23 protein-coding genes, 1 pseudogene and 1 other annotated feature are annotated in these 25778 nt (G+C 37.9%); of the genes and pseudogenes, 17 read left to right on the top strand and 7 right to left on the bottom strand.

Features of this window, described 5'->3' with window-relative positions; translation table 11 throughout:
* Positions 1-8: 8 nt before the first annotated feature.
* The 4 genes from pcp (at position 9) to PYW42_RS01535 (ending at position 3723) form a co-directional block, all read left to right on the top strand.
* A complete protein-coding gene (gene pcp, locus PYW42_RS01520; RefSeq protein WP_002355269.1) occupies positions 9-650 on the top strand; it encodes a pyroglutamyl-peptidase I in 642 nt (213 codons plus the stop codon).
* Positions 651-786: 136 nt separating this feature from the next.
* Positions 787-962: a binding site (T-box leader), on the top strand.
* A gap of 89 nt (positions 963-1051) precedes the next feature.
* Entirely contained in the window at positions 1052-2497 is a 1446-nt protein-coding gene (gene nhaC / locus PYW42_RS01525) for a Na+/H+ antiporter NhaC (RefSeq protein ID WP_002383673.1), read from the top strand.
* A 151-nt stretch (positions 2498-2648) separates the two neighbouring features.
* Positions 2649-3083: a MarR family winged helix-turn-helix transcriptional regulator gene (locus tag PYW42_RS01530; protein WP_002362972.1), complete on the top strand. Its 435-nt coding sequence runs from the start codon at positions 2649-2651 to the stop codon at positions 3081-3083.
* A 4-nt stretch (positions 3084-3087) separates the two neighbouring features.
* Entirely contained in the window at positions 3088-3723 is a 636-nt protein-coding gene (locus PYW42_RS01535) for a nitroreductase family protein (protein WP_002358386.1), read from the top strand.
* Between the two features lie 42 nt (positions 3724-3765).
* Here the strand turns inward: PYW42_RS01535 and PYW42_RS01540 are convergent, their stop codons facing one another.
* A complete protein-coding gene (locus PYW42_RS01540; RefSeq protein ID WP_002403689.1) occupies positions 3766-4599 on the bottom strand; it encodes a Cof-type HAD-IIB family hydrolase in 834 nt (277 codons plus the stop codon).
* A gap of 183 nt (positions 4600-4782) precedes the next feature.
* Between PYW42_RS01540 and PYW42_RS01545 the strand changes: the two genes are divergently transcribed.
* From PYW42_RS01545 to PYW42_RS01555, 3 genes are read left to right on the top strand one after another with little or no spacing between them, the layout of a single operon-like run.
* The gene (locus PYW42_RS01545; RefSeq protein WP_002403688.1) at positions 4783-6531 is read left to right on the top strand and encodes a PTS transporter subunit EIIC; all 1749 of its coding nucleotides are present in this window, start codon (positions 4783-4785) and stop codon (positions 6529-6531) included.
* Complete coding sequence (locus PYW42_RS01550) at positions 6522-8555, top strand: BglG family transcription antiterminator (RefSeq protein WP_002355275.1); 2034 nt, start codon at positions 6522-6524, stop codon at positions 8553-8555. The genes PYW42_RS01545 and PYW42_RS01550 overlap by 10 nt, the downstream gene beginning before the upstream one ends.
* A gap of 10 nt (positions 8556-8565) precedes the next feature.
* The gene (locus tag PYW42_RS01555; protein WP_002355276.1) at positions 8566-9000 is read left to right on the top strand and encodes a PTS sugar transporter subunit IIA; all 435 of its coding nucleotides are present in this window, start codon (positions 8566-8568) and stop codon (positions 8998-9000) included.
* A gap of 257 nt (positions 9001-9257) precedes the next feature.
* Here PYW42_RS01555 and PYW42_RS01560 read toward each other — a convergent pair whose 3' ends face one another.
* A complete protein-coding gene (locus tag PYW42_RS01560) occupies positions 9258-9353 on the bottom strand; it encodes a type I toxin-antitoxin system Fst family toxin (protein ID WP_142954371.1) in 96 nt (31 codons plus the stop codon).
* 245 nt (positions 9354-9598) lie between these two features.
* Between PYW42_RS01560 and PYW42_RS01565 the strand changes: the two genes are divergently transcribed.
* The 3 genes from PYW42_RS01565 to PYW42_RS01575 are packed head-to-tail and all read left to right on the top strand — an operon-like array spanning position 9599 to position 12992.
* On the top strand, positions 9599-11371 hold the full coding sequence (locus PYW42_RS01565; RefSeq protein WP_002387897.1) for a PTS mannitol-specific transporter subunit IIBC: 1773 nt from the start codon (positions 9599-9601) through the stop codon (positions 11369-11371).
* A gap of 14 nt (positions 11372-11385) precedes the next feature.
* Entirely contained in the window at positions 11386-11823 is a 438-nt protein-coding gene (locus tag PYW42_RS01570; RefSeq protein WP_002355279.1) for a PTS sugar transporter subunit IIA, read from the top strand.
* Positions 11824-11837: 14 nt separating this feature from the next.
* Positions 11838-12992: a mannitol-1-phosphate 5-dehydrogenase gene (locus PYW42_RS01575; RefSeq protein ID WP_002355280.1), complete on the top strand. Its 1155-nt coding sequence runs from the start codon at positions 11838-11840 to the stop codon at positions 12990-12992.
* A 128-nt stretch (positions 12993-13120) separates the two neighbouring features.
* On the opposite strand, the pseudogene PYW42_RS01580 reads toward PYW42_RS01575, so the two are convergent.
* The 3 genes and pseudogenes from PYW42_RS01580 to PYW42_RS01590 form a co-directional block, all read right to left on the bottom strand.
* Positions 13121-14523, bottom strand: a pseudogene (locus tag PYW42_RS01580) (IS3 family transposase).
* A 52-nt stretch (positions 14524-14575) separates the two neighbouring features.
* The gene (locus PYW42_RS01585) at positions 14576-15691 is read right to left on the bottom strand and encodes an NAD(P)/FAD-dependent oxidoreductase (protein ID WP_002362981.1); all 1116 of its coding nucleotides are present in this window, start codon (positions 15689-15691) and stop codon (positions 14576-14578) included.
* A 78-nt stretch (positions 15692-15769) separates the two neighbouring features.
* Positions 15770-16408, bottom strand: coding sequence for an NAD(P)H-binding protein (locus tag PYW42_RS01590; protein WP_002358396.1), 639 nt, complete (start codon positions 16406-16408; stop codon positions 15770-15772).
* 320 nt (positions 16409-16728) lie between these two features.
* Here PYW42_RS01590 and PYW42_RS01595 point away from each other — a divergent pair, with 320 nt between their 5' ends.
* The 4 genes from PYW42_RS01595 (at position 16729) to PYW42_RS01610 (ending at position 21252) form a co-directional block, all read left to right on the top strand.
* Positions 16729-17907 carry an efflux RND transporter periplasmic adaptor subunit gene (locus tag PYW42_RS01595; RefSeq protein ID WP_002355284.1) on the top strand — a complete coding sequence of 393 codons (1179 nt, stop codon included), beginning with the start codon at positions 16729-16731 and terminating at the stop codon, positions 17905-17907.
* A 9-nt stretch (positions 17908-17916) separates the two neighbouring features.
* Positions 17917-18627, top strand: a complete 711-nt coding sequence (locus PYW42_RS01600; protein WP_002403815.1) for an ABC transporter ATP-binding protein — start codon at positions 17917-17919, stop codon at positions 18625-18627.
* Entirely contained in the window at positions 18624-19853 is a 1230-nt protein-coding gene (locus PYW42_RS01605) for an ABC transporter permease (protein ID WP_002362983.1), read from the top strand. The genes PYW42_RS01600 and PYW42_RS01605 overlap by 4 nt, the downstream gene beginning before the upstream one ends.
* Before the next feature lie 277 nt (positions 19854-20130).
* The gene (locus tag PYW42_RS01610) at positions 20131-21252 is read left to right on the top strand and encodes a hypothetical protein (RefSeq protein WP_002362985.1); all 1122 of its coding nucleotides are present in this window, start codon (positions 20131-20133) and stop codon (positions 21250-21252) included.
* A 42-nt stretch (positions 21253-21294) separates the two neighbouring features.
* On the opposite strand, the gene PYW42_RS01615 is transcribed toward PYW42_RS01610, so the two are convergent.
* A complete protein-coding gene (locus PYW42_RS01615; RefSeq protein WP_002362987.1) occupies positions 21295-21999 on the bottom strand; it encodes a DUF4811 domain-containing protein in 705 nt (234 codons plus the stop codon).
* The gene (locus PYW42_RS01620; protein ID WP_002385351.1) at positions 21999-23516 is read right to left on the bottom strand and encodes an MDR family MFS transporter; all 1518 of its coding nucleotides are present in this window, start codon (positions 23514-23516) and stop codon (positions 21999-22001) included. Before PYW42_RS01620 ends, PYW42_RS01615 begins: the two co-directional genes overlap by 1 nt.
* A gap of 100 nt (positions 23517-23616) precedes the next feature.
* Between PYW42_RS01620 and PYW42_RS01625 the strand changes: the two genes are divergently transcribed.
* From PYW42_RS01625 to PYW42_RS01635, 3 genes are all read left to right on the top strand, one after another.
* Positions 23617-24084, top strand: coding sequence for a MerR family transcriptional regulator (locus PYW42_RS01625; protein ID WP_002383688.1), 468 nt, complete (start codon positions 23617-23619; stop codon positions 24082-24084).
* Between the two features lie 130 nt (positions 24085-24214).
* Positions 24215-24967, top strand: a complete 753-nt coding sequence (locus tag PYW42_RS01630; protein ID WP_002355294.1) for an IclR family transcriptional regulator — start codon at positions 24215-24217, stop codon at positions 24965-24967.
* 160 nt (positions 24968-25127) lie between these two features.
* A complete protein-coding gene (locus PYW42_RS01635; RefSeq protein ID WP_002362990.1) occupies positions 25128-25775 on the top strand; it encodes a bifunctional 4-hydroxy-2-oxoglutarate aldolase/2-dehydro-3-deoxy-phosphogluconate aldolase in 648 nt (215 codons plus the stop codon).
* Positions 25776-25778: the final 3 nt, after the last annotated feature.

Here is a 25778-nt window from a genome sequence, read left to right on the forward strand (position 1 = left end):
TGATCGAAATGAAAGTTGTCGTTACTGGCTTTGATCCATTTGGAGGAGAAGCAATCAATCCTGCCTTTGAAGCAGTCAAAAAATTACCTGCTGAAATTGCAGGAGCTGAAATTATTAAAGTTGAGGTGCCAACTGTTTTTGGCACTAGTGGTGAAAAAGTGGCTGAAGCAATTGAAACCCATCAACCAGATATGGTGATTTGTGTTGGACAAGCAGGCGGCCGTCAAACAGTCACTGTTGAAAAAGTGGCGATTAATTTAGCGGAAGCGCGTATCCCGGATAATGCAGGACAACAACCAAGCGATGTGCCGTTGGTTGAAGATGGAGCAACAGCCTATTTTACAAATTTACCGATTAAAGCGATGGTAAAAAATTGTCATGACCATCAATTACCTGCAGCGATTTCTTATACAGCAGGAACCTTTGTATGTAATGATATTATGTATCACTTACTACACTTAATTAACACTAAATATCCAACTATTCGTGGCGGATTTATTCATGTTCCGTTCCTACCAGAACAAACAATTGATAAACCAACGTTTGCTTCTATGTCATTAGAAGCAATCACAGATTCTTTGTTCTATATGATTGAAGCAGCAGTAAAAACGCAAGAAGATATTCAACTACAAGGTGGCACAACCCATTAATTAACAGGCGCTTTCGTGAGAACGGAGGCGCTTTTCTATTTTTACAAAAAGAAAAAGTAATTTTTGTTGGCGTGTGAAAAAATTTTTTATACTATTTTCGTTGACAAGTCGGTTTCTTCTTGGTATATTGAGATTCATAAATTATTAGCCCAGTAGGAAATAGATGTTTTGTTCAGAAAGTCGATGGTTGCTGCGAATCGATCAAGTCTATTTGTGAATTACACTAATAAGTAGTAACAATTACATAATACATAAGCGAGAAGCAAGTAAGCTTCTAATTAAGGTGGTACCGCGGAGAGATTCGTCCTTATTCTTTAAGGATGAATCTCTCTTTTTATGTAGCTTTAGGAGGCGTTTTCAATGAGTTGTGGAGGGGTTATTCGTTATCATAAGATCCTTTAATGTCAGAGTATTCAGAAAAAAGATTAGAGGAGAGTAACGAAATGAAAGAAAAACAGAAAAAGAAGACCGTGAGTGTTCGAGAAGCAAGTATCGTGTTATTAATTATTGTGGCAGCTATTGCAACAGGAGTAATTGGCTTAAAGATATCGCCAAATATTACTATTTTGTTTGTGATTGCATTGATTTTAGGCTACGCAATGTTTCGTAAAGTACCATTTGATCAAATGCATAAAGGGATTGTTGATGGCTTGAAGCCAGGGATTATTCCAATTTTTATTTTTATTTTAGTGGGTGCATTGATTGCCGTTTGGATTCAAGCAGGAATTATTCCAACGATTATGGTTTTTGGTTTTAAAATGATTAGTGTTAAATGGTTTGTGCCGTCAGTTTTTATTGTCTGTGCGATTGTCGGCAGTGCAGTAGGTAGTGCTTTTACAGTGATGTCAACAATTGGAATTGCCTTTTTCGGTATTGGCAGTACCTTAGGGTTAAATCCTGCTTTAGTTGTGGGTGCGATTGTTTCTGGTTCAGTTTTTGGTGATAAAATGTCACCTTTATCAGAATCAACAAACTTAGCCGCAGCGATTGTTGAAGCGGATTTGTTTAAACATATAAAAAACTTGATGTGGTCGACTGTACCAGCATTTATCGTCTCTTTAATCTTGTTTATGATTTTAGGACAAACGTACGCGAATACAAGTCTGACAGAAGTAGTTCAAGTTATTCAAGTATTGGAAGACCACTTTACCATTTCAATTTGGTCATTGTTACCATTAGCCTTAATGTTAATCTGTGCCTGGCGCAAAATTCCAGCGATTATCACGATTTTGTTGAACATTATTGTGGCAGTAATTATGATTATTATTCAAAATCCGAAAGTATCGTTGCAGGCATTAGGAAACACGTTGGAAAATGGGTTTGTTTCTCAAACGGGGAACGCACAAATTGATCAATTATTAAGTCGTGGCGGGATTATGAGTATGATGCCGACTGTGGCACTTATTATTCTAACGTTGTCTCTAGGTGGCTTATTAATGGAATTAGGATTGATTTCTGCGGTCATGGAAGTTGTTTCGCAGAAAATGAGCAGTACACCGAAATTGATTTTATCAACGTTATTAACAGGAATTGGCGTAAATATTTTTATTGGTGAACAATTCCTATCGGTTATTTTACCAGGGAATGCCTTTAAAGAAGTTTACAAAAAAGAAGGTTTGGATCCGACTGTTTTAGGCAGAACCTTGGAGGATGGTGGGACGGTTATTAACTACCTCATTCCTTGGGGGATTGCAGGTAGCTTCGTAGCGGGGACCTTTGGCGTACCAACGTTGACTTACTTACCATTTGTTTTCTTTAGCTTATTATCGCCTGTCTTCTCAATGGTCAGTGCATTTACTGGTTTAGGAATTAAGCGGTTATCAGCAGAACCTGTTACCGAAAAATAGATTGATTAAAATAGAACAGTTGATGGGGAATACTGTAGTTTCTCCCTGTCAATTGTTCTATTTTTCTTGTAAAAAAGGTTGCATTTTTAGAAAGAAACAGTTATAGTTGACTAGTCAATTGTTGACGAGTCATCTTTTTAAGGAGGAAACTATGTCGTTATCATTACGGGAAGTCAGCCAATTATTATGTCAGTTAAAGGTATTAGATCAAAAAATTACCAAAGTTTTTGAAGAGCAAGTTGGCTTGAGTTTGACTCGTTATGAGTTGCTGATGATTTTAAAAGAACGTCAGCCGTGTCTTCAAACGGAGATTCAAGAACACTTAAAAATCGATAGTGGTGCGGTCACTCGCCATTTGAAAATTTTAGAAGAGAAACAGTATGTGACACGACAGCGAAATCCAGAAAATAATCGGGAAGTGCTAGTGCATTTAACAGAAAAAGCACAACAAGAACTACAGCAATGCACAGCCAAGCAACAAACGGTAACAGAAATTATTCCCAGTACATTTACAAAGGACGACTGTCGCCAATTAAAAGAACTTTTGACAAAACTAGATCAAAGCATTACAACGAAAGAGGTATGATAGAATGACAACATATACAACGAATGATTTTTCAGAGATTGTTTTTGGCCGCAAATCGGTTCGGGTGTACGATGAAACCCATAAAATTTCTCATGAAGAAATGTTAACAATGATTCAAGAAGCGACCACTGCCCCTTCTTCTGTTAACATGCAGCCATGGCGTTTTGTCGTAGTGGAAAGTGAAGCAGGCAAAGAAAAATTAAAACCCTTAATTCGCTTTAATACGCGTCAAAATGAAACATCTTCTGCAATGCTCTTAATTTTTGGTGATTTAAACTGCCATGAGCGAGGAGAGGAGATTTACAATCAAGCCTATGCTAGTGGTAAAATGCCTAAAGAAGTACGGGACCAACAATTAGCAGCCATTATTCCCCATTATGAAAGTTTAAGTAGAGAACAAATGAATGACATCGTAAAAATTGATGCGAGTTTAGCAGCTATGCAATTTATGTTAGTGGCCCGAGCTCACGGATATGAAACAAATCCAATCGGTGGTTTTGAAGCGGAAAAATTAGCCGAAACATTTGGTTTAGATCAAGAGCGCTATGTCCCAGTAATGATTTTATCTGTGGGTAAGGGCATGGAAACTGGCTATGAATCTGTTCGTTTAGCACCAGAAAAAATCACGACATTTGAATAGGCAATAAAAAATGACGGCGTACGCTTGCATTAACCAACGATCTTAAAGAAAGTTGGCTAATGCAACAGCGATGCCGTCATTGTCGTTGGATAAAGTGACTTCCGTTGCGATGCTTTTAAGCTCGTCAACGGCGTTTTCCATAGCAATCCCCGTGCCGGCCCATTCCAACATAGTATAGTCGTTGTGACCATCACCAAAAGCAATTACTTCTTCAGCAGTTATGCCTAACTGTAGGGTTAGTTTTTCTAAAGAACGCGCTTTATCAATATTTTTTGCGGTAAATTCAAAATAGAAAGGAGCGGAAAAAGCAGCGGTGACGGTTTCTTTGAAAGGCGCGTAGATGGCCTCATGATATTTTTGTAAATAGGCGGGTTCACCAGCAATTAAAATTTTGTTCAAGGGAAAGTTTAGTCTGGCGGCTAAATCATGCCACTCACATAATTGAAAGTTGCCGCCCCGTGATTCATATTCAATAATATTAAAATCACCAGTCTCTAAATGTAAGGTGTTATGAAAAACATCATTGACATACATAAATGTTTCATCATTAATCATTGGAATTACGTCAAATTGTTTCAAATGTTCTAAAATTTGTTGACTCAATGATTTTGAAATTGTCTGGTTAAATAGTTGTTGCTGACTGCCATGATGGGTGACACAAGCGCCGTTATAGGAAAGTAAGTGTCCATTATAATGAGCCATCTCCAATTCATCTGCTAAGGGCCGCATACCGTTAGTCGGGCGGCCAGAAGCCAAAATCAGTGAGAGGCCTTGTTTTTGTGCAGCTACTAATGCTTGTCGCGTTTTTGGTGAAATCTTTTTTTCTGAAGTTAATAAGGTGCCATCAATATCCATTACAATTGTTTTGATTGCCATAATTGGCCTCCAATCCGAAGAGTTTCTTTCTTTTAGTATAAAAGTTTTTTCTATTAATGTAAACGGATTCTCTTGTGAGGTGTATAAAAGAATTATTTTACAAAAATCTATACTATTTTTTTGTGAAATTTCATATAATAGAAGTATTCTAATTATCTACATAGAGAGCGAGGGACAAGGAATATGAAGGAAAAAGAAATGCATTCGCTCTTTTTTAAACATAAGTTTGTGAAAGTAACTCCCTATTTACGTCGTTTTGGTCATCGTTTGAGTGGGATGATTATGCCAAATTTGAGTATTTTTATTGCGTGGAGCTTATTGTCTTTGGTGGCTGGCTATACGACTGGGAATCTACGGCTAGCTCTTTCTGAAGTCGAAACGATAATGATTCGAGTTGTTTTACCGATTCTAATTGGTTTTACAGGCGGAAAAATGTTCGAGGAACAACGTGGCGGCGTTGTTGCTGCTATTGCGACAGTGGGCGTGATTGTTTCCACAGATGTTCCACAGTTGTTTGGTGCTATGTTTATTGGCCCTTTAGCAGGATATACTTTCGCCAAAATTGAACAAATTCTCTTACCGAAAGTTAAAGAAGGCTATGAGATGCTGACTAAAAACTTTTTAGCAGGAATTGTGGGAGGACTGCTTTGCTGTTTTGGTATTCTGGTTGTAGCTCCTGCTGTTGAAAGTGCTAGTTTTTGGCTGTATCAATTTTCTTCTTGGTTAATTGAAGCCAATCTTTTACCATTGGTTCACGTTTTCTTAGAGCCCTTAAAAGTGTTATTTTTTAATAATGCGATTAACCATGGCTTATTAACGCCTCTAGGTTTAGAAGGTGCTAGTCAAACAGGTCAGTCCATTTTATTTCTATTGGAAACAAATCCTGGACCAGGCGTGGGCGTTTTGGTTGCTTTTCTGCTGTTTGGGCCTGTAGGACAACGAAAAACAGCAGGAGGTGCCACCATGATTCAACTGATTGGGGGCATTCATGAAATTTATTTTCCGTTTGTTTTGATGGACCCGCGCTTATTTTTAGCAGTAATTGCTGGAGGAATGAGTGGTACGCTTGTTTTTCAAATATTTAATGTGGGTCTAAGTGCTCCAGCTTCGCCAGGTTCATTGGTTGCGATTTTAGCCAATGCCCCGACTGATGCGAGGCTGGCGGTTTTTAGCGGAATTTTTGTTAGCTTTCTGTGCTCTTTTGCAATAGCAAGCTTGTTATTAAAACGTCAACGAGGAATTGAACCAGTTTCAATGATAAAGATGAAGGAGAAGGAGGAAGACCAAGTGGAAACAGTCACACCTAACTATCAGCAAATTTTATTTGTTTGTGATGCAGGAATGGGCTCAAGTGCCATGGGGGCTAGCTTGCTGAGCCGACAATTAAAAGCTGTGGACTTGGAGATACCTGTGACTTACCAGTCCGTTCATCAGATGAAGTGGCAGCCTAAGACATTAGTGGTCATTCAAGCAGAATTGAAACAGTTAGCACAAAAGTACGTCCCAGAAAAGGATATGGTGAGTGTTCAAAATTTTTTAGAAATTAAATCCTATTACCCGCAAGTTTTAGCCAAACTGACTGCTTCTTCTCAAGAGCAATCTTCACTTGGTTCAGAGTCTACTGGAACGAACCCGACCAAACAAATACAGAAGCTTGTTTTTTTATATGCCAAGAATGTTCGAGGATCGCAAACAATGGGAATGGAATTATTGCGGCAACAAGCGGCGAAACAAGGAGTCGCGATTGAAGTATCTAAAGAACCACTGGAAACAGTCTTTTTTACCAAGGAGACAACCTACGTAGTGACTCGTGAACTGGCGCAAGCCTATCATTTAGATCTAACGCAACAAAATTTATACGTAGTTACTAGTTTTTTGAATAAGAAAGAGTATCAAGAATGGCTGGAAGGAGGAGCTGATAGATGTTTTTAACGACAAGAGAAACTGTTCTATTAACGGAATTAGTGAATAGTCCTACCCCCGTTTCAGTAAACCGCATGATGAATTTGTTAAAGGTTAGCCGCCGGACGGTATATCGTGAATTAGAAAATTTAGAAACCTCGCTAGCATCGATGGGCGCGACGTTGGAAAAAGTAGCTCGTGGGCGCTTTTCGATTCAAGCAGATGAAGCAGCGATGACGGAAATTCAGGCTGCTATTTTAGGAGAAGAGACACAGGAACTTTCTACTTTGGCGCGGCAACATGCGATTTTATTGACATTACTGCAAACAAAAGAGCCAGTCTCTATGCATTATTTTCTGGAAACGTATTGTATTAGTAATACGACTTTTTATGCCGATATTAAACAATTAGAAACACGGATTGCTCGGATTCCGTTGACGATTTCTCGGAATCAAGGCTATGAAGTGACTGGTTCTGAAAAATATCGCCGTCTTCTAATGGCGAATATTCTAAGTATGGAAATTAATGAGTACCAATTTTTTCATTTTACCGAATTAACGACAAACGACCATTTTTTCTTTCAGTTTATTCATGCAGAACATTTAGCATTTGCACAAAAAATTGTTCAGCCAGAAGTAGAAACTTTATTTCCAGCATTAAGTGATCGTAAATTACAACATTTGATTTTAATGTTAACAATTGCGATGGATCGGGTCACTGCAGGTTTTTATTTAGCTGATGAGACCTATACTGGGCAGATGAATAAGGCCTTTCTAAATTGTTCTAAACGACTTTTTTCAAAAGTCGCTGCTGAAACGAAACAACTATACGCTGTCAGTGAGATTGTTTTTTTTGCTAGCTTATTAAGTGATTTTTCTAATTCTTTTGATGAAGATTTTTTTGATGAACATTTTGACACTCAGCTGGCTTATGCAGTGAAACAACTGATTGAAGCAGTAAGTCAAGAAACAGAAGTTAATTTTTTCGAAGATACCAATCTGTATAAAATGTTGTTGACGCATTTATCAGGTGTTTTTTCTCGGGCGGTTTTACAAGAAGAAGATTTAACGAATCCCATTTTAGAACGGATCATGAATCAATATCAAGAAATAGCTGCGGCTTTACGCCAAGCGTTGCCGCAAATTTTTCCGCAAAAGAATTTATCGGAAGAGGAAATTGCCTACATGGTACTTCATTTTGCCAATTCTTTAGAACGGAGTCCCAAAATTATGGAAGTTGATATTGCTGGTTTTTCTCCTAGCGGTTTGGCTTCGACAAGTATGCTGGAAATGCGATTACGGCGCTACTTTCCTTTTATCAACCAGATTCATTTTTTTCGGATTGCGGATTTAGGTAAGGTGAATGTTGAGGAAAACTATGACTTAGTGATTTCCACTTCGTTATTACCAGGATACAACGGTAAATATAAATTGATCTCACCGTTACTTTTAGACGATGAAATCCGCCAATTGAAAGAAGAGTTTAAGCGGATTAGTCACGAAAAACGCTCGCTTAGGAAAGCGCCTGTGAAAAAAATAGGTGGCGAAGAAAGCTACGAAACAGTGGTCGCTTTCATGGAAGAAATTAGTAAACTATTAGAAACATTTTTCATAGCAGATTTAAATAATCAAGCGGATTTAGCAGAAACCGTTCAACAAGCTCTCGCGCAACTTTCCGCAGATTTAATCACCGATAGTGCAATCGTCTGTCAGCAATTGATGAAACGTTACGAGCAAGCGCCTATTGGGATTCCTCAGACGGAAATGGCCTTATTCCATACCTCAAGTACAGCAGTGACACAGCCTGTTTTTTGTATTTTTAATCTGGCCCAGCCACTTATGATTGAAGGTATGGATAAAAAGCCGATGCAGTTACAACGTATGTTACTCATGCTAGCGCCAATGCCGATTGATGAAACAATCGGGAAAATTTTAGGAAAAATCAGTGGTGCGATTATTATGAATGATTTAAATACAGAAATTTTTCATTCAGGAAATGAAGCCATTGTTTATCAGTTGCTTTCGTCATTATTAATTGAAGAAATGAAAGGCTAGGTGTTGAGAGATGTTTGAAATTACAGCGGAGCAAATAATGTTGAATCAATCGTATGCTAGTTGGGAGGAAGCACTTGCAGCTTCTGGTGAATTACTGCTAAAAAATCAGTTGGTCACGCCTGACTATGTCAAAGCAATGTATCAACGTCAACAAAAAGTCAGTGTGTATATCGGTAACTTCGTGGCATTACCTCATGCGGAAGGACAAGATGAACAAGTTTTAAAAGAAGGGATTTGCTTTATTCAAGTGCCTGATGGGGTCAACTTTGGTACGGAAGCAGATCGAAAAATAGCTACTTTGTTATTTGTCGTTGCTCTAAAAAGTCAACGGCAATTAAGCATGCTTCAAGAATTAGCTTTTTTCTGTTCAGATCTCGAAAACATTCAGCGGCTCAGTGATTGTCAAACAATAGATGAAGCACAAAAAATTCTGGCTCAAGCCTAAAGTTACGTCTGAAAAAAATCAATTCATTCTGAAATGTTCAATAATTATTGAAATAATTTTATATTAAAAAATTAAAATATTTTTATTTAAGAGATTAAATAAAAAAAGATAAGAAGATTCCTTGACAAAAAATAGGCCCTATGATAAATTTAAGGTAACTTGTGACAAAGTCGTGCATGGATGCACTAAAAAGACACCCTATTGCGGTAGGGTGTCTTTTTTTGCTGTTTAGACAGCAGCGGTTGAAAGCAACTTGTTTATTCCTCGTTCTGTTTTTCCAACCAAATGGTTACAAGTTTCAGGACAATCCCGACAAAAATCGGCACAAGAACTTTTGTGACAATCTCGTACATGTGATGCACCTCCTTTCGAGGCAAGTCGCCAATTTGAGTATAGCATAAAAAGTTGTTCATTTATTATTGGAATTATTAGAAATGGAATAAGCACGTGTTTTCTGGTTTTCGTAACTAGAGAACACGTGCTTTTTTCTTTCAACTTTTGGCACAATGGTTTGTGCCAAAGTACGACTTTTTCCAGATTCGGAAAGCGGATACAATTTAGTCAACAAGAAAAGTTACTTGAGAGAAGGGGAATAAAAATGGAACAAGTACCAGAAAAAAATAAAGTATCAATTAAAGCAAAAGTCCAAAGACTTGGCAGTACCTTATCTAGCATGGTGATGCCCAATATCGGGGCGTTGATTGCGTGGGGCGTTTTGACAGCGCTATTTATCCCAGATGGATATCTGCCAAATAAAGCCTTTGCCACGATGGTTGGCCCAATGTTGACCTATTTAATTCCATTATTAATTGGCTACACTGGTGGGAAAGTAATTGCAGGTGATCGCGGTGCCGTAGTTGGCGCAATTGCGACAATGGGCGTGATTGTGGGAACCGATATTCCGATGATGCTAGGTGCCATGATTATGGGTCCACTTGGTGGCTTTACAATTAAGAAATTTGATCAGTATTTCCAACATCGGATTAAAGCTGGTTTTGAAATGTTAGTAAACAATTTTTCAGCTGGATTGATTGGTTTTGCATTAGCTTTACTTGGTTTTTCAGCGATTGGCCCAATTGTCGATGCGCTGACTGCTGCAATGGCACGTGGTGTGGAAATCATTTTAAATGCTCATTTGATTCCATTAACGAGTATTTTTATTGAACCGGCAAAAGTGCTCTTTTTAAACAATGCGATTAATCATGGCATTTTAACACCCTTAGGGACAGAACAAGTCTTATCGGCTGGCAAATCAATTCTTTTCCTATTAGAAGCAAACCCTGGTCCTGGGTTAGGTGTCTTATTAGCATTTATGTTTTTTGGAAAAGGTGCGGCAAAATCTTCTGCGCCGGGAGCAATAATTATTCATTTCCTTGGTGGTATCCACGAAATTTACTTCCCATATGTAATGATGAAACCGTTATTATTCTTATCGGTTATTGCAGGTGGCGCGACAGGTAGTTTGGTTTTCCAAACGTTAGATGCTGGTTTACGTGCGCCCGCTTCCCCAGGCTCCATTATAGCTATTTTAGCAATGACACCAATGGGTTCTTACTTACCAGTTATTTTAGGTGTTTTGGCAGCAACTGCTGTTTCCTTTGCAGTATCCGCAGTCATTTTAAAAGCAGATGCGAAAGAAGAAAGTGATGAATTTGCCCAAAAAGTGAAAGAAACCCAAGCTGCTAAAGCAGCATCAAAAGGATTAACTGTCACAAATGGTAGTGCTTCATTGTCAGGAATTCAACAAATTATTTTTGCTTGTGATGCTGGGATGGGCTCTAGTGCAATGGGTGCGTCTATCTTACGGAAAAAGGTCCAAGAGGCTGGTTTAGTACAAACTGTGACGAATCGGGCCATTAATAATTTGACCGATGAGGGAAATACATTGATTGTCACACAAGCGGAATTGCAAGAACGGGCCAAACAGAAAGCACCTAATGCAACCTTTGTAGCAGTTGAAAACTTCTTGAACTCACCACGTTATGATGAAATTGTGGCTGAACTATCAGGTACCAAAGAAAAAAACGACGCACAACCAACAGTCTCCAAAGCAACACCTGCTTCTGAAATTGAGGGAGATTTAGCAAATGTCAATGAAATTCTTTTGGTTCACGATGATCGTGTCGGGTCAGCGACGATGGGAATGAAAGTCTTAGAAGAAATTTTAGATAAAGAGAAAATTTCAATGCCGATTCGAAAAATTAATATTAATGAATTAACTCAACAAACACAGGCTTTAATTGTCACAAAAGCTGAACTAACGGAACAAGCCCGTAAAAAAGCACCGAAAGCGACACACTTATCAGTAAAAAGTATGGTTAATCCCCAAAAATATGAAACAGTGGTTTCGCTCTTAAAAGAAAGTGCCTAGAGAGGAAGAAAACAATGGAAAATCTTACGAATATTTCAATTGAATTAAATCAACAGTTTAATACAAAAGAAGAAGCTATTCGCTTTTGCGGCGAAAAACTAGTCGAGGCAGGCTGTGTTGAGCCCGCTTATATTGAAGCAATGATTGAAAGAGACCAATTGCTATCTGTTTATATGGGGAATTTTATTGCCATTCCTCATGGAACAGAAGAAGCCAAAAAATTAGTGAAAAAATCAGGAATCTGTGTAGTGCAAGTCCCAGAGGGCGTTAATTTTGGCACCGAAGAAGATGAAAAAATTGCTACCGTATTATTTGGGATTGCCGGAGTCGGTGAAGAACATTTGCAATTAGTCCAACAAATTGCACTTTATTGTAGTGATATGGATAACGTGGTGCAACTTGCCGACGCATTAAGTAAAGAAGAAATAACAGAAAATTTAGCCATTGCTTAAAGGAGAGAATAAGAATGAACGCAGTACATTTTGGAGCAGGAAATATTGGACGCGGCTTTATCGGCGAAATTTTAGCTAAAAACGGGTTTCATATTACGTTTGTGGATGTTAATGAAACCATCATTCAAGCGTTAAAAGAACGTAAAAGTTATACAATTGAATTGGCCGATGCCTCACATCAACAAATTAACGTTGAAAATGTGACCGGGTTAAATAACATGACAGAACCAGAAAAAGTAGTAGAAGCAATTGCGGAAGCCGATTTAGTCACGACGGCAATTGGTCCTAATATTTTACCAAGAATTGCTGAATTAATTGCTCAAGGAATTGATGCACGTGCCGAAGCAAATTGTCAAAAGCCGCTGGATATTATCGCTTGTGAAAATATGATTGGTGGTTCAACCTTTTTAGCAGAAGAAGTGGCCAAATATTTGAAAAACCCAGCTTATGCTGAACAATGGATTGGTTTTCCTGATGCGGCGGTTGATCGGATTGTTCCATTACAAAAACATGAAGATCCACTTTTTGTTCAAGTTGAGCCTTTTTGTGAATGGGTCATTGATGATACCAACCGAAAAGCCAAAGAGATTCAGTTAGAAGGCGTTCATTACGTTGCTGATTTAGAGCCGTATATTGAACGAAAATTATTTAGTGTAAACACTGGCCATGCTACAGTTGCCTATACAGGGGCGTTGTTAGGCTATCAAACCATTGACGAAGCGATGCAGGACGCCTTAGTAGTAGCACAACTCAAATCAGTTTTGCAGGAAACCGGTAAACTTTTAGTGGCCAAATGGAATTTTGATGAACAAGAACATGCAGCCTATATTGAAAAAATTATTCAACGTTTCCAAAATAAATATATTTCAGATGCTATTACACGTGTAGCACGGACACCAATCAGAAAATTAGGTGCGCAAGAACGGTTTATTCGACCAATCCGTGAATTACAGGAACGCAATCTAGTGTCGCCGCATTTATTAGCAATGATTGGTATTGTTTTTAATTATCATGATCCAGAAGATGAACAAAGCCGTCAATTACAGGAAATGCTTGACCAAGAAAGCGTTGATACAGTGATCGCTGAAGTAACGGGCATTGAAGATCCAGAAACGGTTAAAAATATTAAACAAAACGTAGAACGCTATGCGCGACCACAAGTAGCATAATAACAAAATCCTTCTACCAAGATACTTCACATTTCTTAATTAAAGAAAAAAACAACCGCTCACTGATTAAAGTGTAGCGACCCCAAAAAGTTAGACTTTTTATAGAGTGGATTTTTCCACTCTATTTTTTATGCAGTTTTTTGATTGAATTGTCGAAATTCTACTGGGCTTTTCCAGTTAAGTTTTTCTTTGATTCGGTGATGATTGTAATAATAAATGTAGTTCTCAATTGCTTCTATCAATTCATTTTGACTTTGATAGATTTTTCCATAGTACACTTCTTGTTTTAGGATACTGAAGAAATTCTCCATAGGAGAATTATCTAAACAGGTTCCTTTTCGAGACATACTTTGAAAGATATTGTTGTCCTTTAATGTTTGTATATAGACATTCATTTGATAAGCCCAGCCTTGATCAGAGTGAAAGGTGCGCCGATAGGGACAATCATTTGTTTGAGAAATTGCTTCTTTCAGACCTTTCATAACTGTTTTACCATTTGGTTGAGTAGAAAGGCTATAGCTTAGAATTTCACTATTATACATATCCATAAATGGATCTAAGTATAGTTTTTTCTGACGAAAGATGCCTGCGTTATCTGCTTCAAAGTACTTAAATTCAGTTGTATCAGTTGTAATTTTTTGATGAGGAACAGAGGTTTTAAATCGGCGACGAATCAAATTTTTAGCGATTTTACCAACGATTCCTTTATAGGAATTATATTTTCTGGATTTCTTAGTAAAAGCTTTGACTTGTAACTTTAACTTTTGTATTAATCGCTGGACTTTCTTTTTATTCACTTGAAATCCACGTCGTTTCAATTCTTGGGTTATCCTTCTATAGCCATAATGTTGATGTTTTTTACGAATCGCTTGAATTTCTTCTTCAATGATTTGTGTTGAAGCTGTTCTGTCGAGGCGTTTTTGCCAGTACATGTAAGTAGATTTTGGAAACCTTAGGGTTTCCAAAATATCTTTTAATCGAAAGCGTCTTCGGAGACTGTGAATGATTCGTGCGATTCGTTCATTTTTTGTTCGTCCTCTAAACGCAGTCTCCTCAATTCTTTTAAATAGGCATTCTCAATTTTTAACATTCTATTTTCTTTTTCTAGTTTCTCTACTTGAGATCGTTCACTTGGTAGTGGTTGGGGTTCATTTCGTTTCTTTTTAGACATGGTAGGTGGACGTCCTTTCTGTTTAGAGAGTCCCTCTATACCAAACTTCTGATACGTTCTAAGCCAATTCGCAATCAATGATGGATTGTTCATTTTTAGAAGATTAGCTACTTCTTGATAGGACAACTCTGTTGTTAAATATAACTCTATCGCATCTAGCTTAAATTGAACAGAGTAATTCTTATTTTTTCGACTGCGAAGTAGGCCTTCTTCACCAAGTTCTTTATAGGCATTTATCCATTTGCTTATTTGAGAACTATCTTTAAACCCATACTTCTTTGCGAGAAACCTTAGACCTCCTTGACCAGATAAGTAGTCATGAACAAGTTTAAGTTTAAATTCAAAACTGTATTTTGCCATACAAAAAAACCTCCAAAAGTTAGATTTCTAGGTCTAACTTTTGGGGGTCGGCTCAAAGTGAGGGGTTGTTTTTTACATATTGACTAAGTGGTTTTTGATAAAGCTCTCCTTTGAAGGCACCTGTATTGAAGTATTCAGCTAATTGGTAACTAATGAATGGGCCAGTAGTGAGTCCTGATGAACCAAGTCCGCTAGCAACCACAAGGTGGGGCATTTCTGGCAAAGGACCAAAAAACGGAGCGAAATCAGATGTATAAGCACGTGTACCGACACGGTAATGCATGGGTTGCTTAAAAAGCTGATCTGCTTCTTTTAGAAATGGCGCAGTCCCAGAAGTTAGTTGTTGAAAAGCGCTAACAGTCTCTTCTAAATCCCAGGCTTGTTCATTTTCGTGGGTGGCACCTAATAAAATTTTTCCTTGATTAAAAGGAATTAAATCGGCTTCGCCATCTAACATAGCAACAGGCCATTGCTGACTGTTTGTAAAAGGGGTCTCGAAAACTAATAATTGTCCTTTTTGGGGACGAATGTCCACAGATAAATTTAAAGTAGTGAGTAATTCCTTTAAATGAGGACCAGGTGTTAAAGCGAGAAAATCAACGCTCTTTTTTTCTGAATTTGTGACAATTTCCCACCCTTGATTCAGTTGTCGAAAGTGCGCCCGTTGTGAGCAAAAAGTGACCCCTTTAGCTTCGGCGCGTTTCTGAAGATGGTTTAGATAAGCTGGTCCATCTAGGCGACCGCCGCCAGAAATAAAAAGTGAGGGAGTTTCCTTAAGTAGCGGTAAGAACTTCGCTGTTTGAACCGCTGACAACATCGTGATTTCTCCAATTTCAGGTGCAGTTTGCTTACGCTCTTCTGCCAAATGGGCTAAGTCTGCCAAAGCAGCTGCCGGACGCAAAATGACTGTCCCTGATTGACGATAAATATCCTCCGTCAGCTGAAAATCTTTGACTAGCTTTGGAAATAGGGCAGCGCCCTCTCGCGCTAATTGGTACCATTTCTTATTCCGACGTTTGGATAGCCAAGGGGAAATAATCCCGGCGCTCGCTTTAGTCGCTTGGCCGAGCCCTTCATCATAAACGGTAATATCAAATTTTTGTGGATCTAAATAATTAGCTAACGTCATTCCGATAATGCCGCCGCCAATAATGGCAATTTTTTTCATGCTTCTTCTCTCCTTCGAACAGTTGTATTGTAACACAAAAAAACCGCCTCTAGACAGAGACGATTGGGAGATAACTTGTTAACGGGTCCTTCTGTGTGTGTAAATAGAATTGCCGCCTTCTAAAACGTGAACAATTTCTTGTGCCATTTCTGCCACAGGCACAGGATCATAGCCAATAAATAAGTTCTTTAAAAAGGGGATTTTCTTAAAAAAATAAATACATTTACTAAAAAGTATGGTGCCGGTACGTTCTTGACCTACAAGTAAACTAGGATAAAAAATCACTGCTTCGGCGACTTCTTGGTGGATTAGTTCCTCCGCTGCCAATTTGGCATCCATATATTTTCTCAAAGGGAAAGGAACAGTATTGGCTGAAATAAATAAAAACTTAGCTGGCTTTTTTTGTTGTGCTAAAAAAGAGCTGATTTTTTTCACTGGCGTCAGAATTAGCCGTTGATAGGTTTTCTTTTTTCGTGGATTTTCAAATAAAATACCTACTGTATCAATGACCCAGTCAGCACGCTGGACTTGTTCTTGCCAATTCGTGTCACGAGTAACATCGGAGCATACCCACTGCACTTGGTGGCTCCAAGATGCGGAGAGCGTGGCAGGCTTTCCATGACGTGAAACACTGATGACTTGATGTTGGCGTTGGACTAAAATTTTCGCGATTTGTTGACCTAAAAAACCGCTACCGCCAAAAATAATGACTTTCATGGCAAGCCCTCACTTTCAATTGTTTCTTCTAGTGTACCTTAAATAAAAAAAGAAGCAAAAAATCTCGATTGCGCATAGTTTAGTTATAAATAACATAAAAATAACCTTTTTAGATTGTTGAAACACAAAGACCCAACAATGGTTATTTATTGTCGTGAAATAAATAAAAAAATGAACAAAAATGAAATAAATCAGACTAAAGGCCTAGAGAAATGCCCTTGTTTCTTGAATTCAAGCATGGTTAAATAGTTATAAGTGAACGACCGAGCAATTTAGTTTGTTGGGGAAAATAGACAGAATGAGGAGATGAAACGAAGAAAATGAAGAAGAAAACGATAATTATATTGGGGGCAGTTGCGGTAATTGCGGTTGGGGGCATCGTAACTGTGAATGCGTTAAATAAAAATGCACAACAAGTAGCTGTCAAGCAAGCGCCTAAAGATGACTGGGGAATTGACTATTTTGACGTTCCCGACTTGCAACAAATTTATATTAACGGTGTCATCCAACCAGAACAAATGGAAGCCTTTGCGCGTGATCAAAAAATAACAAAGGATCCAGAGATTAAGGTGAAAAACGGCGATGTCGTAGATGCAGGCACAGAATTATTTACTTATGAAGATGAGGCGGTCACAAAAGAAATTGAGGCACAACAAAATAGCTTAGCCAAATTAGAAACGAAGCGGGCGAATATCTATAATAAGTGGAATCGGGCCATTGATAAATTTAATAAAACTAAAGAAGAAGACCGCACGATGTCTGGTGATGATTTAAATGAACAATATCAAACAGAAGTCGATGCGGTAGATGAAGAGATTACCTTCACCAATGAAACCTTAGCGGATTTAGGAGCGAAGCAATATATTTCCACAAAGGCTAATTTCAAAGGTCGCGTATCAATTCCAGAAGTAAAAGATGCCAATTCACCGATTTTACGGTTAACTTCAGAAGATCTTTACTTAGCTGGGAAAGTGAATGAAAAGGACTTGACTAAAATTAGTGTTGGGCAAAAAGCTAAACTAACTTCTGTTTCCAATAATGTGGTTGTGGATGGCTCAATTTCTTACATCGATGATAATCCTCCTGAAGGCAACAGCGATGCTGCGAGTGGCAATCCAGAGGGCGGCACAACGATGTCTAGTTATAGCGTCAAAATTGCGTTGGCCAATTTAGACAAAGTCAAAAATGGCTACCATATGCAAGCAACCATTGATTTAGGCGATTTAGGGGCGATTGAGTTACCGAAAAAAGCGATTCAAAAAGAGGGTGAACAGGCCTACGTTTTAGTGAATGATTTTGGAACCATCATTCGTCGTGATGTTCAAGTCGGGCAAGAAAATGGCGACAAAATGGCGATTGAATCTGGCTTAGAATCAGCCGACCGAGTGGTTATTTCTTCAAAAAAACCAGTAAAAGTCGGTGATATTGTTGAATCAGATGCAGCGATTGCTTCTGATGAATCAGCAACCAACGAATCAATGACAGATGCGTCGAAATAGGAGGGCTTGATGGTGGAAGCAAACAATACAAATCAACCCCTCATTGAATTGCGGGACATTAACAAGTTCTATCCAGTAGGTAAGGAAAAACTACATGTTTTAAAAGAATTGAACTTGACCATCCATCAAGGAGAGTTCATTTTAATCATGGGGAAGTCCGGTAGCGGTAAGACAACGCTGATGAACATTATTGGTTTCTTGGATCGCTTAACAGACGGAAGTTATCATTTCTCAGGAACAGATGTTTCAAAATTGTCTGAAAATAAAAAATCAGCCTTTCGCAATGAATATCTAGGATTTATTTTTCAACAATTTTTCTTGATTAATTCTTTAAATGTTAGACAAAATGTTCAATTGCCCTGTGTTTATGAAGGAAAAAAAAGCCGCGCTGAGAAAAAAGCGATTGCTGAGAAGTACCTAAAAATTGTCGGTTTGGAAACAAAAGCCAAATCAAAAGTTACTGAACTTTCTGGAGGACAGCAACAAAGAGTAGCCATTGCTCGTTCCTTGGTGAATGATCCATTATTGATTATGGCTGATGAACCGACTGGGGCATTGGATAGTGAAACGGGTACAGAAATTATGGAATTATTGAAAGAATTGAATGAACAGGGCAAAACAATTGTCATGGTGACACATGATGAAGATATGAAAAAATATGCCTCACGAGTGATTCATATGAAAGATGGTCGCTTTTTGGAAGAAGAGGTGATTAGATGATTGCTAATTTATTTGTTAGTACTTTTTTAAGCTTAAAGGCGCATAAGTTGCGGGTATTTTTAACGATGGTCGGGATTATTATTGGGATTACATCAGTCGTAACGATTTCTGCTCTAGGTGAAGGGATGAAACGTCAAGTTGTGAAGGCATCCAGCGCAGTGAACGCGGATGTTTTGAAGATTCATTATACAATGTCGGATGGTAGCAGTGACAATTTTATGTCCTATGAAGAGCCAGATTATACGTTTAGCCGAGTGGACTTGAAAAAATTACAAGACATTCAAGGAATTGAAAGTATTTATCCTCAATATGGTGAATCAATGATGGGGGGCGGAGACAATTTGTTTGTACCAATGGATTATTTTGGGGCGCAGGCGAATTTATCCATTACGTCGACTAAAGGGCAGAATGATATTTTATATGGTCGTGATTTTCAACCGAACGATGCAAATACAGATGCGATTGTCTTAAATCATGATATCTTTGAAGCGCAAATTCGGCTTGATGATCCTAGCCAACTCATTGGAAAAGCTGTTTCAATTGGTGGTTATATGTACAAGGTGATTGGTATTTTAGCACCAAAAGATTTAGATAGTTTGGGTATGAACGATGATTGGGCAACTGCTATGAGTAGTTTTGTTTCTCGAGAATCATACAATAAATTAGCGAAAACAAAAGCAATTAGTGGCATCAATATTAAGGTTCGTGAGGGAGCGGACCGTGAAGCAATTTTAGGACAGGCAATCACCATTTTAAGTGAAAATCATCCTGAAGTGAAAGGAACGTTTAAAGAAAACGACCAAGACCAACAACTCCAACAACAAATGGAAGAAATGGTCACGGGTATGACAATGTTTCTGATGGCAATTACTGCAATCTCCCTATTAGTCGGGGGAATTGGCGTCATGAACATCATGTATGTGTCTGTCACGGAACGGAAACGAGAAATCGGGATTCGTCGGGCCATTGGTGCTAAACCACGAGTCATTTTATTCCAATTTTTAATGGAAGCAGCGTTTATCACATTGATTGGTGGTTTGATTGGTGTCGGCTGCGGCTACTTATTGGCAACTGTGGTCGGTGGATATATTTCGATTACGCCAATTATTACGCCGTCCATCTTTGCCATTTCAACATTGGTTTCTGTCTTCACAGGTATCTTTTTCGGGATTATTCCAGCAATTGGTGCTTCGAGGATGGATCCGATTAAAGCGATTTATAATTAAAAAGATATATTTTTGGTTTTTTCTAAACAGTTCAAATAATCTGAAATTAGATTGTTTGTTAAAAGATTGAATGATATGCTTTTGTTGTGCATGGTCACAATGGAAGCATATTGTTTTAATAGGAGGAGAGAAAATGAAAAAAACGGTTATTGGTTGGTTATGTAGAATGGACTGTAGAAGAAAGGTATCAAAGCTGTCTAGGGAATAATATAGTGAGTATAAGACAATTGTTTAAAAAAGTTCAGGCGCCAATTACATATAGAAATACAACGAAAATATGAAAAAAATAGTAGCAGGATTTCTTAGTTTGATTAGTATTGGAATAATGTTATTTGTTGTAAAAGACAAATTGATAGAAGAAAAAAAGCAATCTTTTGTTGTGCAAGAAGAAACAGATTTTTATGTATTATCAACCCAAGCGATTTATTCATTCATGTTTTCTGAAAATGACATCAAAAAACATAAGCGAAGTCGTGTGGATCTACCAGAGATTGTCCCAACAGGGTTTTCAAAAGGAAGATTACAATCCCATTATTTACTATTTTCAACAGGTGATCTTTTGAGCAGCACTAAGGATGAATTTATAGTGAGTGTTGATTTTTTTAAAGGAGAACTTTTGAAAAGAAAGACAGAAAAATATCCTTATACTGGTACGGGTTATAGCTCCAACTATTTTTATACTGTTCAAGCAGAGCGTTTATATTCTTTTGATACTGAAGGGAATCCAGTTAGTTCATACAGGTTTAATGAATCTACAACACCAGTTACGCAATTTTCAGGAACACAAAATAAGCTATATGTCGTCGCTAGTCAGGAAGCCAAAGAAAAACAACTTTATGAGAATATGTTGTTCATTTTTAAAGAAGGAGAAAATTTGACATTAACAGACGAAATATTTTTAGATACAAACCCAGAGTATGTTTATGGTTTTACTTCTTCTGTGATTGTAAATAATCAAATTTACTTGCCGATAACGGCTCATAGAAACCGAGTAAGTTATGAAAATGTGCCAGATAATCGAATTATGCAAATGGGTTTAGATGCTAAAAATCAACGTTTTATTCAATTGACAGAGAATTTTCCTAACCTAATTTACAAAAGTAGAACGTCCGAATATTTGATTATTGATCACGAGCCAAATGCATTAGGGAAAGTGGGGCTGTCAATTGTTAATCTTGCTACGGAAGAAAGTTATTTTTTAAATATTAATGGACAGTTAAAGACGGAAGAATTAGAAGAATCTATGATTTATAGTGTAAATACAACGAAAGATAATCAGTTGTTGGTTTTAGCTGGTCAGACGCTTCTCAGATATGATTTGGTGACAGGAAATTTGCTTTCGGAAACAAAAGTTCTTGAAAAAGAAGAACAAGGTATTTATATTTGGGTTAATCATTAAAAAAGAAGGACCGCCTGATAAGTTTCTCAGGCAGTCCTTTTTTTATTTCATATCACTAAGAATTTTCTGAATCAATTCTTGTTGAAACTCTTTGGTATATTGTTCGGTGAGTTTCGCTTGTTCTTCTTGGGACATTGATGGATTCGCCATCATAGCAGCCATCATTTTTTTGCCAACTGTTTCAGTCCCTTCTTTTTTGATATCAGCGGCATGTTGTTCCATATATTCACCTAATTTTTTGGCTTGATCAGCACTTAAAACTAGCCAGTCACTAGCAATGTTGAAGGTGTTTTCTTGTTTTGCAAATTGGTTATCGTTGTCAGCAAGGCCAAATAGTGTTTTGGCCCAGGACTCTTGATAGGACCATTTCGTCGTTTTTTGGACTAATGTGGCTTTTTGAGCATCTTTTTGAACTGTGTTTGTGACGTTTTCCGTTCCTGTTTTTTGTAGTTTCTTTTTATCTGGTGTGTTATATAAATAAACTTTTTCGGAACCATCGCCCAACGGCTGGTACAATAACATGTTGGGGCCATCTTTGCTTGAACTACTGCTTTTTAGTTCAAACGTTTTGTCCTGAGTAACTTCGGTCATACCAAAATGATCTTTATCGTTTAAAACGATAAGACTTAACGAAGCTAAGAACCCTAAACCAAAAATAACCATACAGAATTTATGCCAGACTTTTCGGCCAAATACATTCGTATAGGCAAAGCCTAACACGCAAAGGATTAAAAGGAAAATAATCATTATTTCATTGCACCTACTTCCTTAACAGGCATCGCTTCTTTTTTATTTAAGAAGAAAGTAATCGCCAAGCCGAGAACGCCAAAGATTGTTGCCACGAAGAAGGCTGCGTGATAACCGTTTAGTGTTGCGTTTGTTGCTTGGTCGCGATAAGTGAGTGGGGCTGTTTTTAATAAGTCCGATGCAGGTAAGCCGTCTTTGGTAACATTTGTTAAAACACTAATCAAAACAGCTGTTCCAATTGAGCTGGCTACTTGTCGGAAGGTGTTGTTTACAGCAGTTCCGTGACTTAATAAATTCATTGGTAAAGCATTCATGCCAGAAGTTGTCACAGGCATCATGACCATCGAAATACCAAACATCCGAATCGCATATAGGACAATGATATAAATAATAGGTGTTGCTTTTGTTAAGAAAGCAAACGGTAACGTTGCAGCTGTTAAAATAAACATCCCAGTAATCGCAAGACGACGGGCACCAATTTTATCAAAAATGCGACCAGTTACTGGCATCATAAGTCCCATGACTAACGCTCCTGGTAAAAGCATTAACCCTGAATGGAAGGCAGATTCGCCACGAATATTTTGGATATACAAAGGTAAAACCATTTCGGCGCCAATCATTGCCATGTTGGTTACGCCAGATAAAATGGCCGCAACAGTAAAGACTTTTGATTTAAAAACGCGTAGTTCTAAGAAAGGTTGTTCTAAATGCAATTGTCGATATGTAAAAAGACATAAAACAATCGCACCAACAATTAAGAATCCATAGACTTGCGGGCTACCCCAACCTTTATCACCAACGCTTGAGAAACCGTAAAGTAAGCTACCAAAGCCGAGAGTAGAAAGAATGACCGATAAGACATCGATACTTGGATTAGATAATTGAATGACATTTTTCATTAAAAATGAAGCTAAAATTAGGACTAAAACGACAATTGGAATGACCATCCCAAAAAGGTCACGCCATGTATAAGAATCAATAATCCAACCAGATAATGTTGGACCTAAAGCGGGTGCTAATCCGATAACAATTCCCGTTGTGCCCATGGCAGCGCCACGTTTTTCAGGCGGGAAAATTGAAAGCATAATTGTTTGTAAAAGAGGCATAGATACACCGACCCCTGCGGCTTGAACAAGACGTCCAGTCAATAACATGCCGAAGTCTTGCGCTACAAAACAGATGATGGTTCCGATTAAGAACGTTGACATCGCTGTTATGTATAATTTTTTTGAACTGAATTTGTTAATCAACCAAGCACTGATGGGAATCATAATGCCGTTCACAAGTAGGAATCCAGTGGTTAGCCACTGTACACTTGAAGCTGAGATATCAAATTCTTTCATTAATGTAGGTAAGGCCGTCGTTAAAAGCGTTTGGTTTAAAATCGTACAAAATGTTCCGATTAGTAAAACACCGACTAGTAACGACCGGTTATAAGGTTTTCCGTGAATATCCACAGGTTGTTGTGAAGTCACATATATCGCTCCTTTTTCTGTAAGTTTCAAATTAAATTGCATTAACTACTTTACAACTAATTAGAATCTTTGTCAACTTACTTGACAAAGGTGTAAAAAAAACTACAATTAAGGAAAGGATAAGGGAAAGGAAGTTAAACTAATGTGGTCAAAAATGATTCAGCGTTTGTTAAATGAAGAAAATTTGTTGATAGGAATTAGTGAACTAAGTGAAATTGCTGAAGTTTCGCCACGTCAACTTCGTTATTGGGAAGAAAAAGGGTATATTTCTTCCATTGCGAAAGACGCAAACGGTCCACGGAAATATCGGTTACATACAGTCGTCAAAGTGCATTGGATCAAGCGTTTTTTAGATGAAGGATATACGTTACAAAGTGCGGTGGAAAAAGCAGAAGAGCAGCATCGTAATGTGGGGATGACGAAAAAAATCTTTAGTCAAATGTTTCATGGTATCTCAGAAGTTTGTCCCAATTACGTAGCGATTGATTTGGGCGATTTCGATGAAGAACAAAAATTATATGTTGTATTTAATGAAACCACAGAAGTCAGTGAGTATCTTTTAATTCCTAAGGATGCAGATGTTTCTGATGAGTTAAAGAAAAGAAAATAAGAATGAAATAGGACTGGGAGAAAGACCTGAAGTGAAAGTAAAACGTTACTGAATGAATCTTCGAGTTCTTTTTTTCTTGCAATTTCTTTATTTTTCTATATAATTTCTTATATGGAAAAGGAGGGTTTCGATGAAAGAAACAAAACCTTACGGAACAGTCTTGTTAAAAGCGGCTAAAATCATGGACTGTCTAAGTTTACAACCCGATCAAACCTTACAGGAAATTGCAAAGAATACCGAAATGACGGCATCAACGGCAATCAAAATTTTAGAAACCTTAACATTAATTGGCTATGTTCAAAAAGACACGAACAAGACGTACCGCTTAGGAACAAAATTGATTCGCTATGCGAATCAAAGTGTGGAGCAAATCGATTTAGCTGAAATTGCGGTACCTTATTTAGAAAATCTTCAAAATACGGTCGATGAAACCATTCATTTAGGGATTTTAAATAATAATGAAATTCTGTATATCAATAAATTAGAACCGAAAAATCAAACGATTCGCATGTCCTCGAAAGTGGGAATTACTCGACCTTTGTATAATTCGGCCATGGGTAAAGCCGTTTTAGCAGAATTTTCGGAAGAACAAGTGCAACAATATTTAGACACGCAGACATTAATTCCCTATACCGAAAATACGATTACCAATCCCTTGCGTTTGAAAAAAGAATTAAAACAAGTGCAACAAACGGGGGTTGCTTACGATGATGAAGAAATTGAACAAGATATTTTCTGTAGCGGAGTATCTTTAATGAAAGATGGCGAAATTGCGGGTGCTTTTAGTGTAAGCATGCCGAAATATCGTTTGACAGAGGAAAATAAAACGACGATTAATCAAGCCCTTTTGGCAACAAAAGCAGCGATTGAAGCGAAATTATAGTAGAAAAAGAAAGACAAACAAAAGTCGATTGGGATTTTTGTTTGTCTTTCTTTTTTTATTTTTGTAAAAACGTTTGCATTTTCTTTTTTTATCTGTATAATGAAGTTGTGAATTTCTTTATAATAAATATATATTTCTAAATAAGAAATGAGGGAGTCTGTTGAAGCGAGTATCAATTTTACAAAAATTAGAAAATGCTGGCGTGATTGCTGTGGTTCGCGGAAAGACAAAAGAGGAAGCGCTAAAAGCTAGTCAAGCCATTGTAGCAGGCGGTATGCGGGGGATTGAGTTAACCTTTACTGTTCCTCAAGCAACAGAAGTGATTCAGGAATTAGTTGCGTTATACCAAGAGAATCCTGACGTAGTCATTGGTGCGGGGACAGTTTTGGATGCTACGACTGCTCGTTTAGCTATTGTAGCAGGGGCTGAATATATTGTGAGTCCAAGCTTCGATGAAGAAACCGCTAAAATTTGCAATTTATATCAAGTTCCTTACTTGCCAGGCTGTATGACCATCACAGAAATGAAAGAAGCACTGAAAAGCGGAGCAGATATTATTAAACTATTTCCGGGAAGTGTTTATGGACCGAGTGTTATTTCGGCATTTAAAGCGCCATTGCCTCAGTTAAATATTATGCCAACGGGTGGTGTCAGTTTGGAAAATATGGCCGAGTGGTTTGACGCAGGTGTGACGGCCGTCGGTGTTGGTGGCAATCTGTTAGCGCCAGCAGCAACTGGGGATTTTGAAAAAGTTCGTGAGGTTGCCCAAGACTATATGGAAAAATTCCAAGCAATCAAAGGGGTGTAGGCA

Origin of the sequence: Enterococcus faecalis (assembly GCF_029024925.1) — a bacterium.
GTDB classification, from domain to species: Bacteria; Bacillota; Bacilli; order Lactobacillales; family Enterococcaceae; genus Enterococcus; species Enterococcus faecalis.

What these genes read in the sequence shown, in the direction of transcription:
- PYW42_RS01615 (WP_002362987.1), bottom strand. Translation starts at nt 21,999, where the DNA reads ATGATTATTTTCCTTTTAATCCTTTGCGTGTTAGGCTTTGCCTATACG.
- PYW42_RS01625 (WP_002383688.1), top strand. Translation starts at nt 23,617, where the DNA reads ATGTGGTCAAAAATGATTCAGCGTTTGTTAAATGAAGAAAATTTGTTG.
- PYW42_RS01585 (WP_002362981.1), bottom strand. Translation starts at nt 15,691, where the DNA reads ATGAAAAAAATTGCCATTATTGGCGGCGGCATTATCGGAATGACGTTA.
- pcp (WP_002355269.1), top strand. Translation starts at nt 9, where the DNA reads ATGAAAGTTGTCGTTACTGGCTTTGATCCATTTGGAGGAGAAGCAATC.
- PYW42_RS01555 (WP_002355276.1), top strand. Translation starts at nt 8,566, where the DNA reads ATGTTTGAAATTACAGCGGAGCAAATAATGTTGAATCAATCGTATGCT.
- PYW42_RS01540 (WP_002403689.1), bottom strand. Translation starts at nt 4,599, where the DNA reads ATGGCAATCAAAACAATTGTAATGGATATTGATGGCACCTTATTAACT.
- PYW42_RS01595 (WP_002355284.1), top strand. Translation starts at nt 16,729, where the DNA reads ATGAAGAAGAAAACGATAATTATATTGGGGGCAGTTGCGGTAATTGCG.
- PYW42_RS01530 (WP_002362972.1), top strand. Translation starts at nt 2,649, where the DNA reads ATGTCGTTATCATTACGGGAAGTCAGCCAATTATTATGTCAGTTAAAG.
- PYW42_RS01605 (WP_002362983.1), top strand. Translation starts at nt 18,624, where the DNA reads ATGATTGCTAATTTATTTGTTAGTACTTTTTTAAGCTTAAAGGCGCAT.
- PYW42_RS01550 (WP_002355275.1), top strand. Translation starts at nt 6,522, where the DNA reads ATGTTTTTAACGACAAGAGAAACTGTTCTATTAACGGAATTAGTGAAT.
- PYW42_RS01535 (WP_002358386.1), top strand. Translation starts at nt 3,088, where the DNA reads ATGACAACATATACAACGAATGATTTTTCAGAGATTGTTTTTGGCCGC.
- nhaC (WP_002383673.1), top strand. Translation starts at nt 1,052, where the DNA reads ATGTCAGAGTATTCAGAAAAAAGATTAGAGGAGAGTAACGAAATGAAA.
- PYW42_RS01590 (WP_002358396.1), bottom strand. Translation starts at nt 16,408, where the DNA reads ATGAAAGTCATTATTTTTGGCGGTAGCGGTTTTTTAGGTCAACAAATC.
- PYW42_RS01565 (WP_002387897.1), top strand. Translation starts at nt 9,599, where the DNA reads ATGGAACAAGTACCAGAAAAAAATAAAGTATCAATTAAAGCAAAAGTC.
- PYW42_RS01620 (WP_002385351.1), bottom strand. Translation starts at nt 23,516, where the DNA reads ATGCAATTTAATTTGAAACTTACAGAAAAAGGAGCGATATATGTGACT.
- PYW42_RS01610 (WP_002362985.1), top strand. Translation starts at nt 20,131, where the DNA reads ATGAAAAAAATAGTAGCAGGATTTCTTAGTTTGATTAGTATTGGAATA.
- PYW42_RS01570 (WP_002355279.1), top strand. Translation starts at nt 11,386, where the DNA reads ATGGAAAATCTTACGAATATTTCAATTGAATTAAATCAACAGTTTAAT.
- PYW42_RS01575 (WP_002355280.1), top strand. Translation starts at nt 11,838, where the DNA reads ATGAACGCAGTACATTTTGGAGCAGGAAATATTGGACGCGGCTTTATC.
- PYW42_RS01545 (WP_002403688.1), top strand. Translation starts at nt 4,783, where the DNA reads ATGAAGGAAAAAGAAATGCATTCGCTCTTTTTTAAACATAAGTTTGTG.
- PYW42_RS01560 (WP_142954371.1), bottom strand. Translation starts at nt 9,353, where the DNA reads ATGTACGAGATTGTCACAAAAGTTCTTGTGCCGATTTTTGTCGGGATT.
- PYW42_RS01630 (WP_002355294.1), top strand. Translation starts at nt 24,215, where the DNA reads ATGAAAGAAACAAAACCTTACGGAACAGTCTTGTTAAAAGCGGCTAAA.
- PYW42_RS01600 (WP_002403815.1), top strand. Translation starts at nt 17,917, where the DNA reads ATGGTGGAAGCAAACAATACAAATCAACCCCTCATTGAATTGCGGGAC.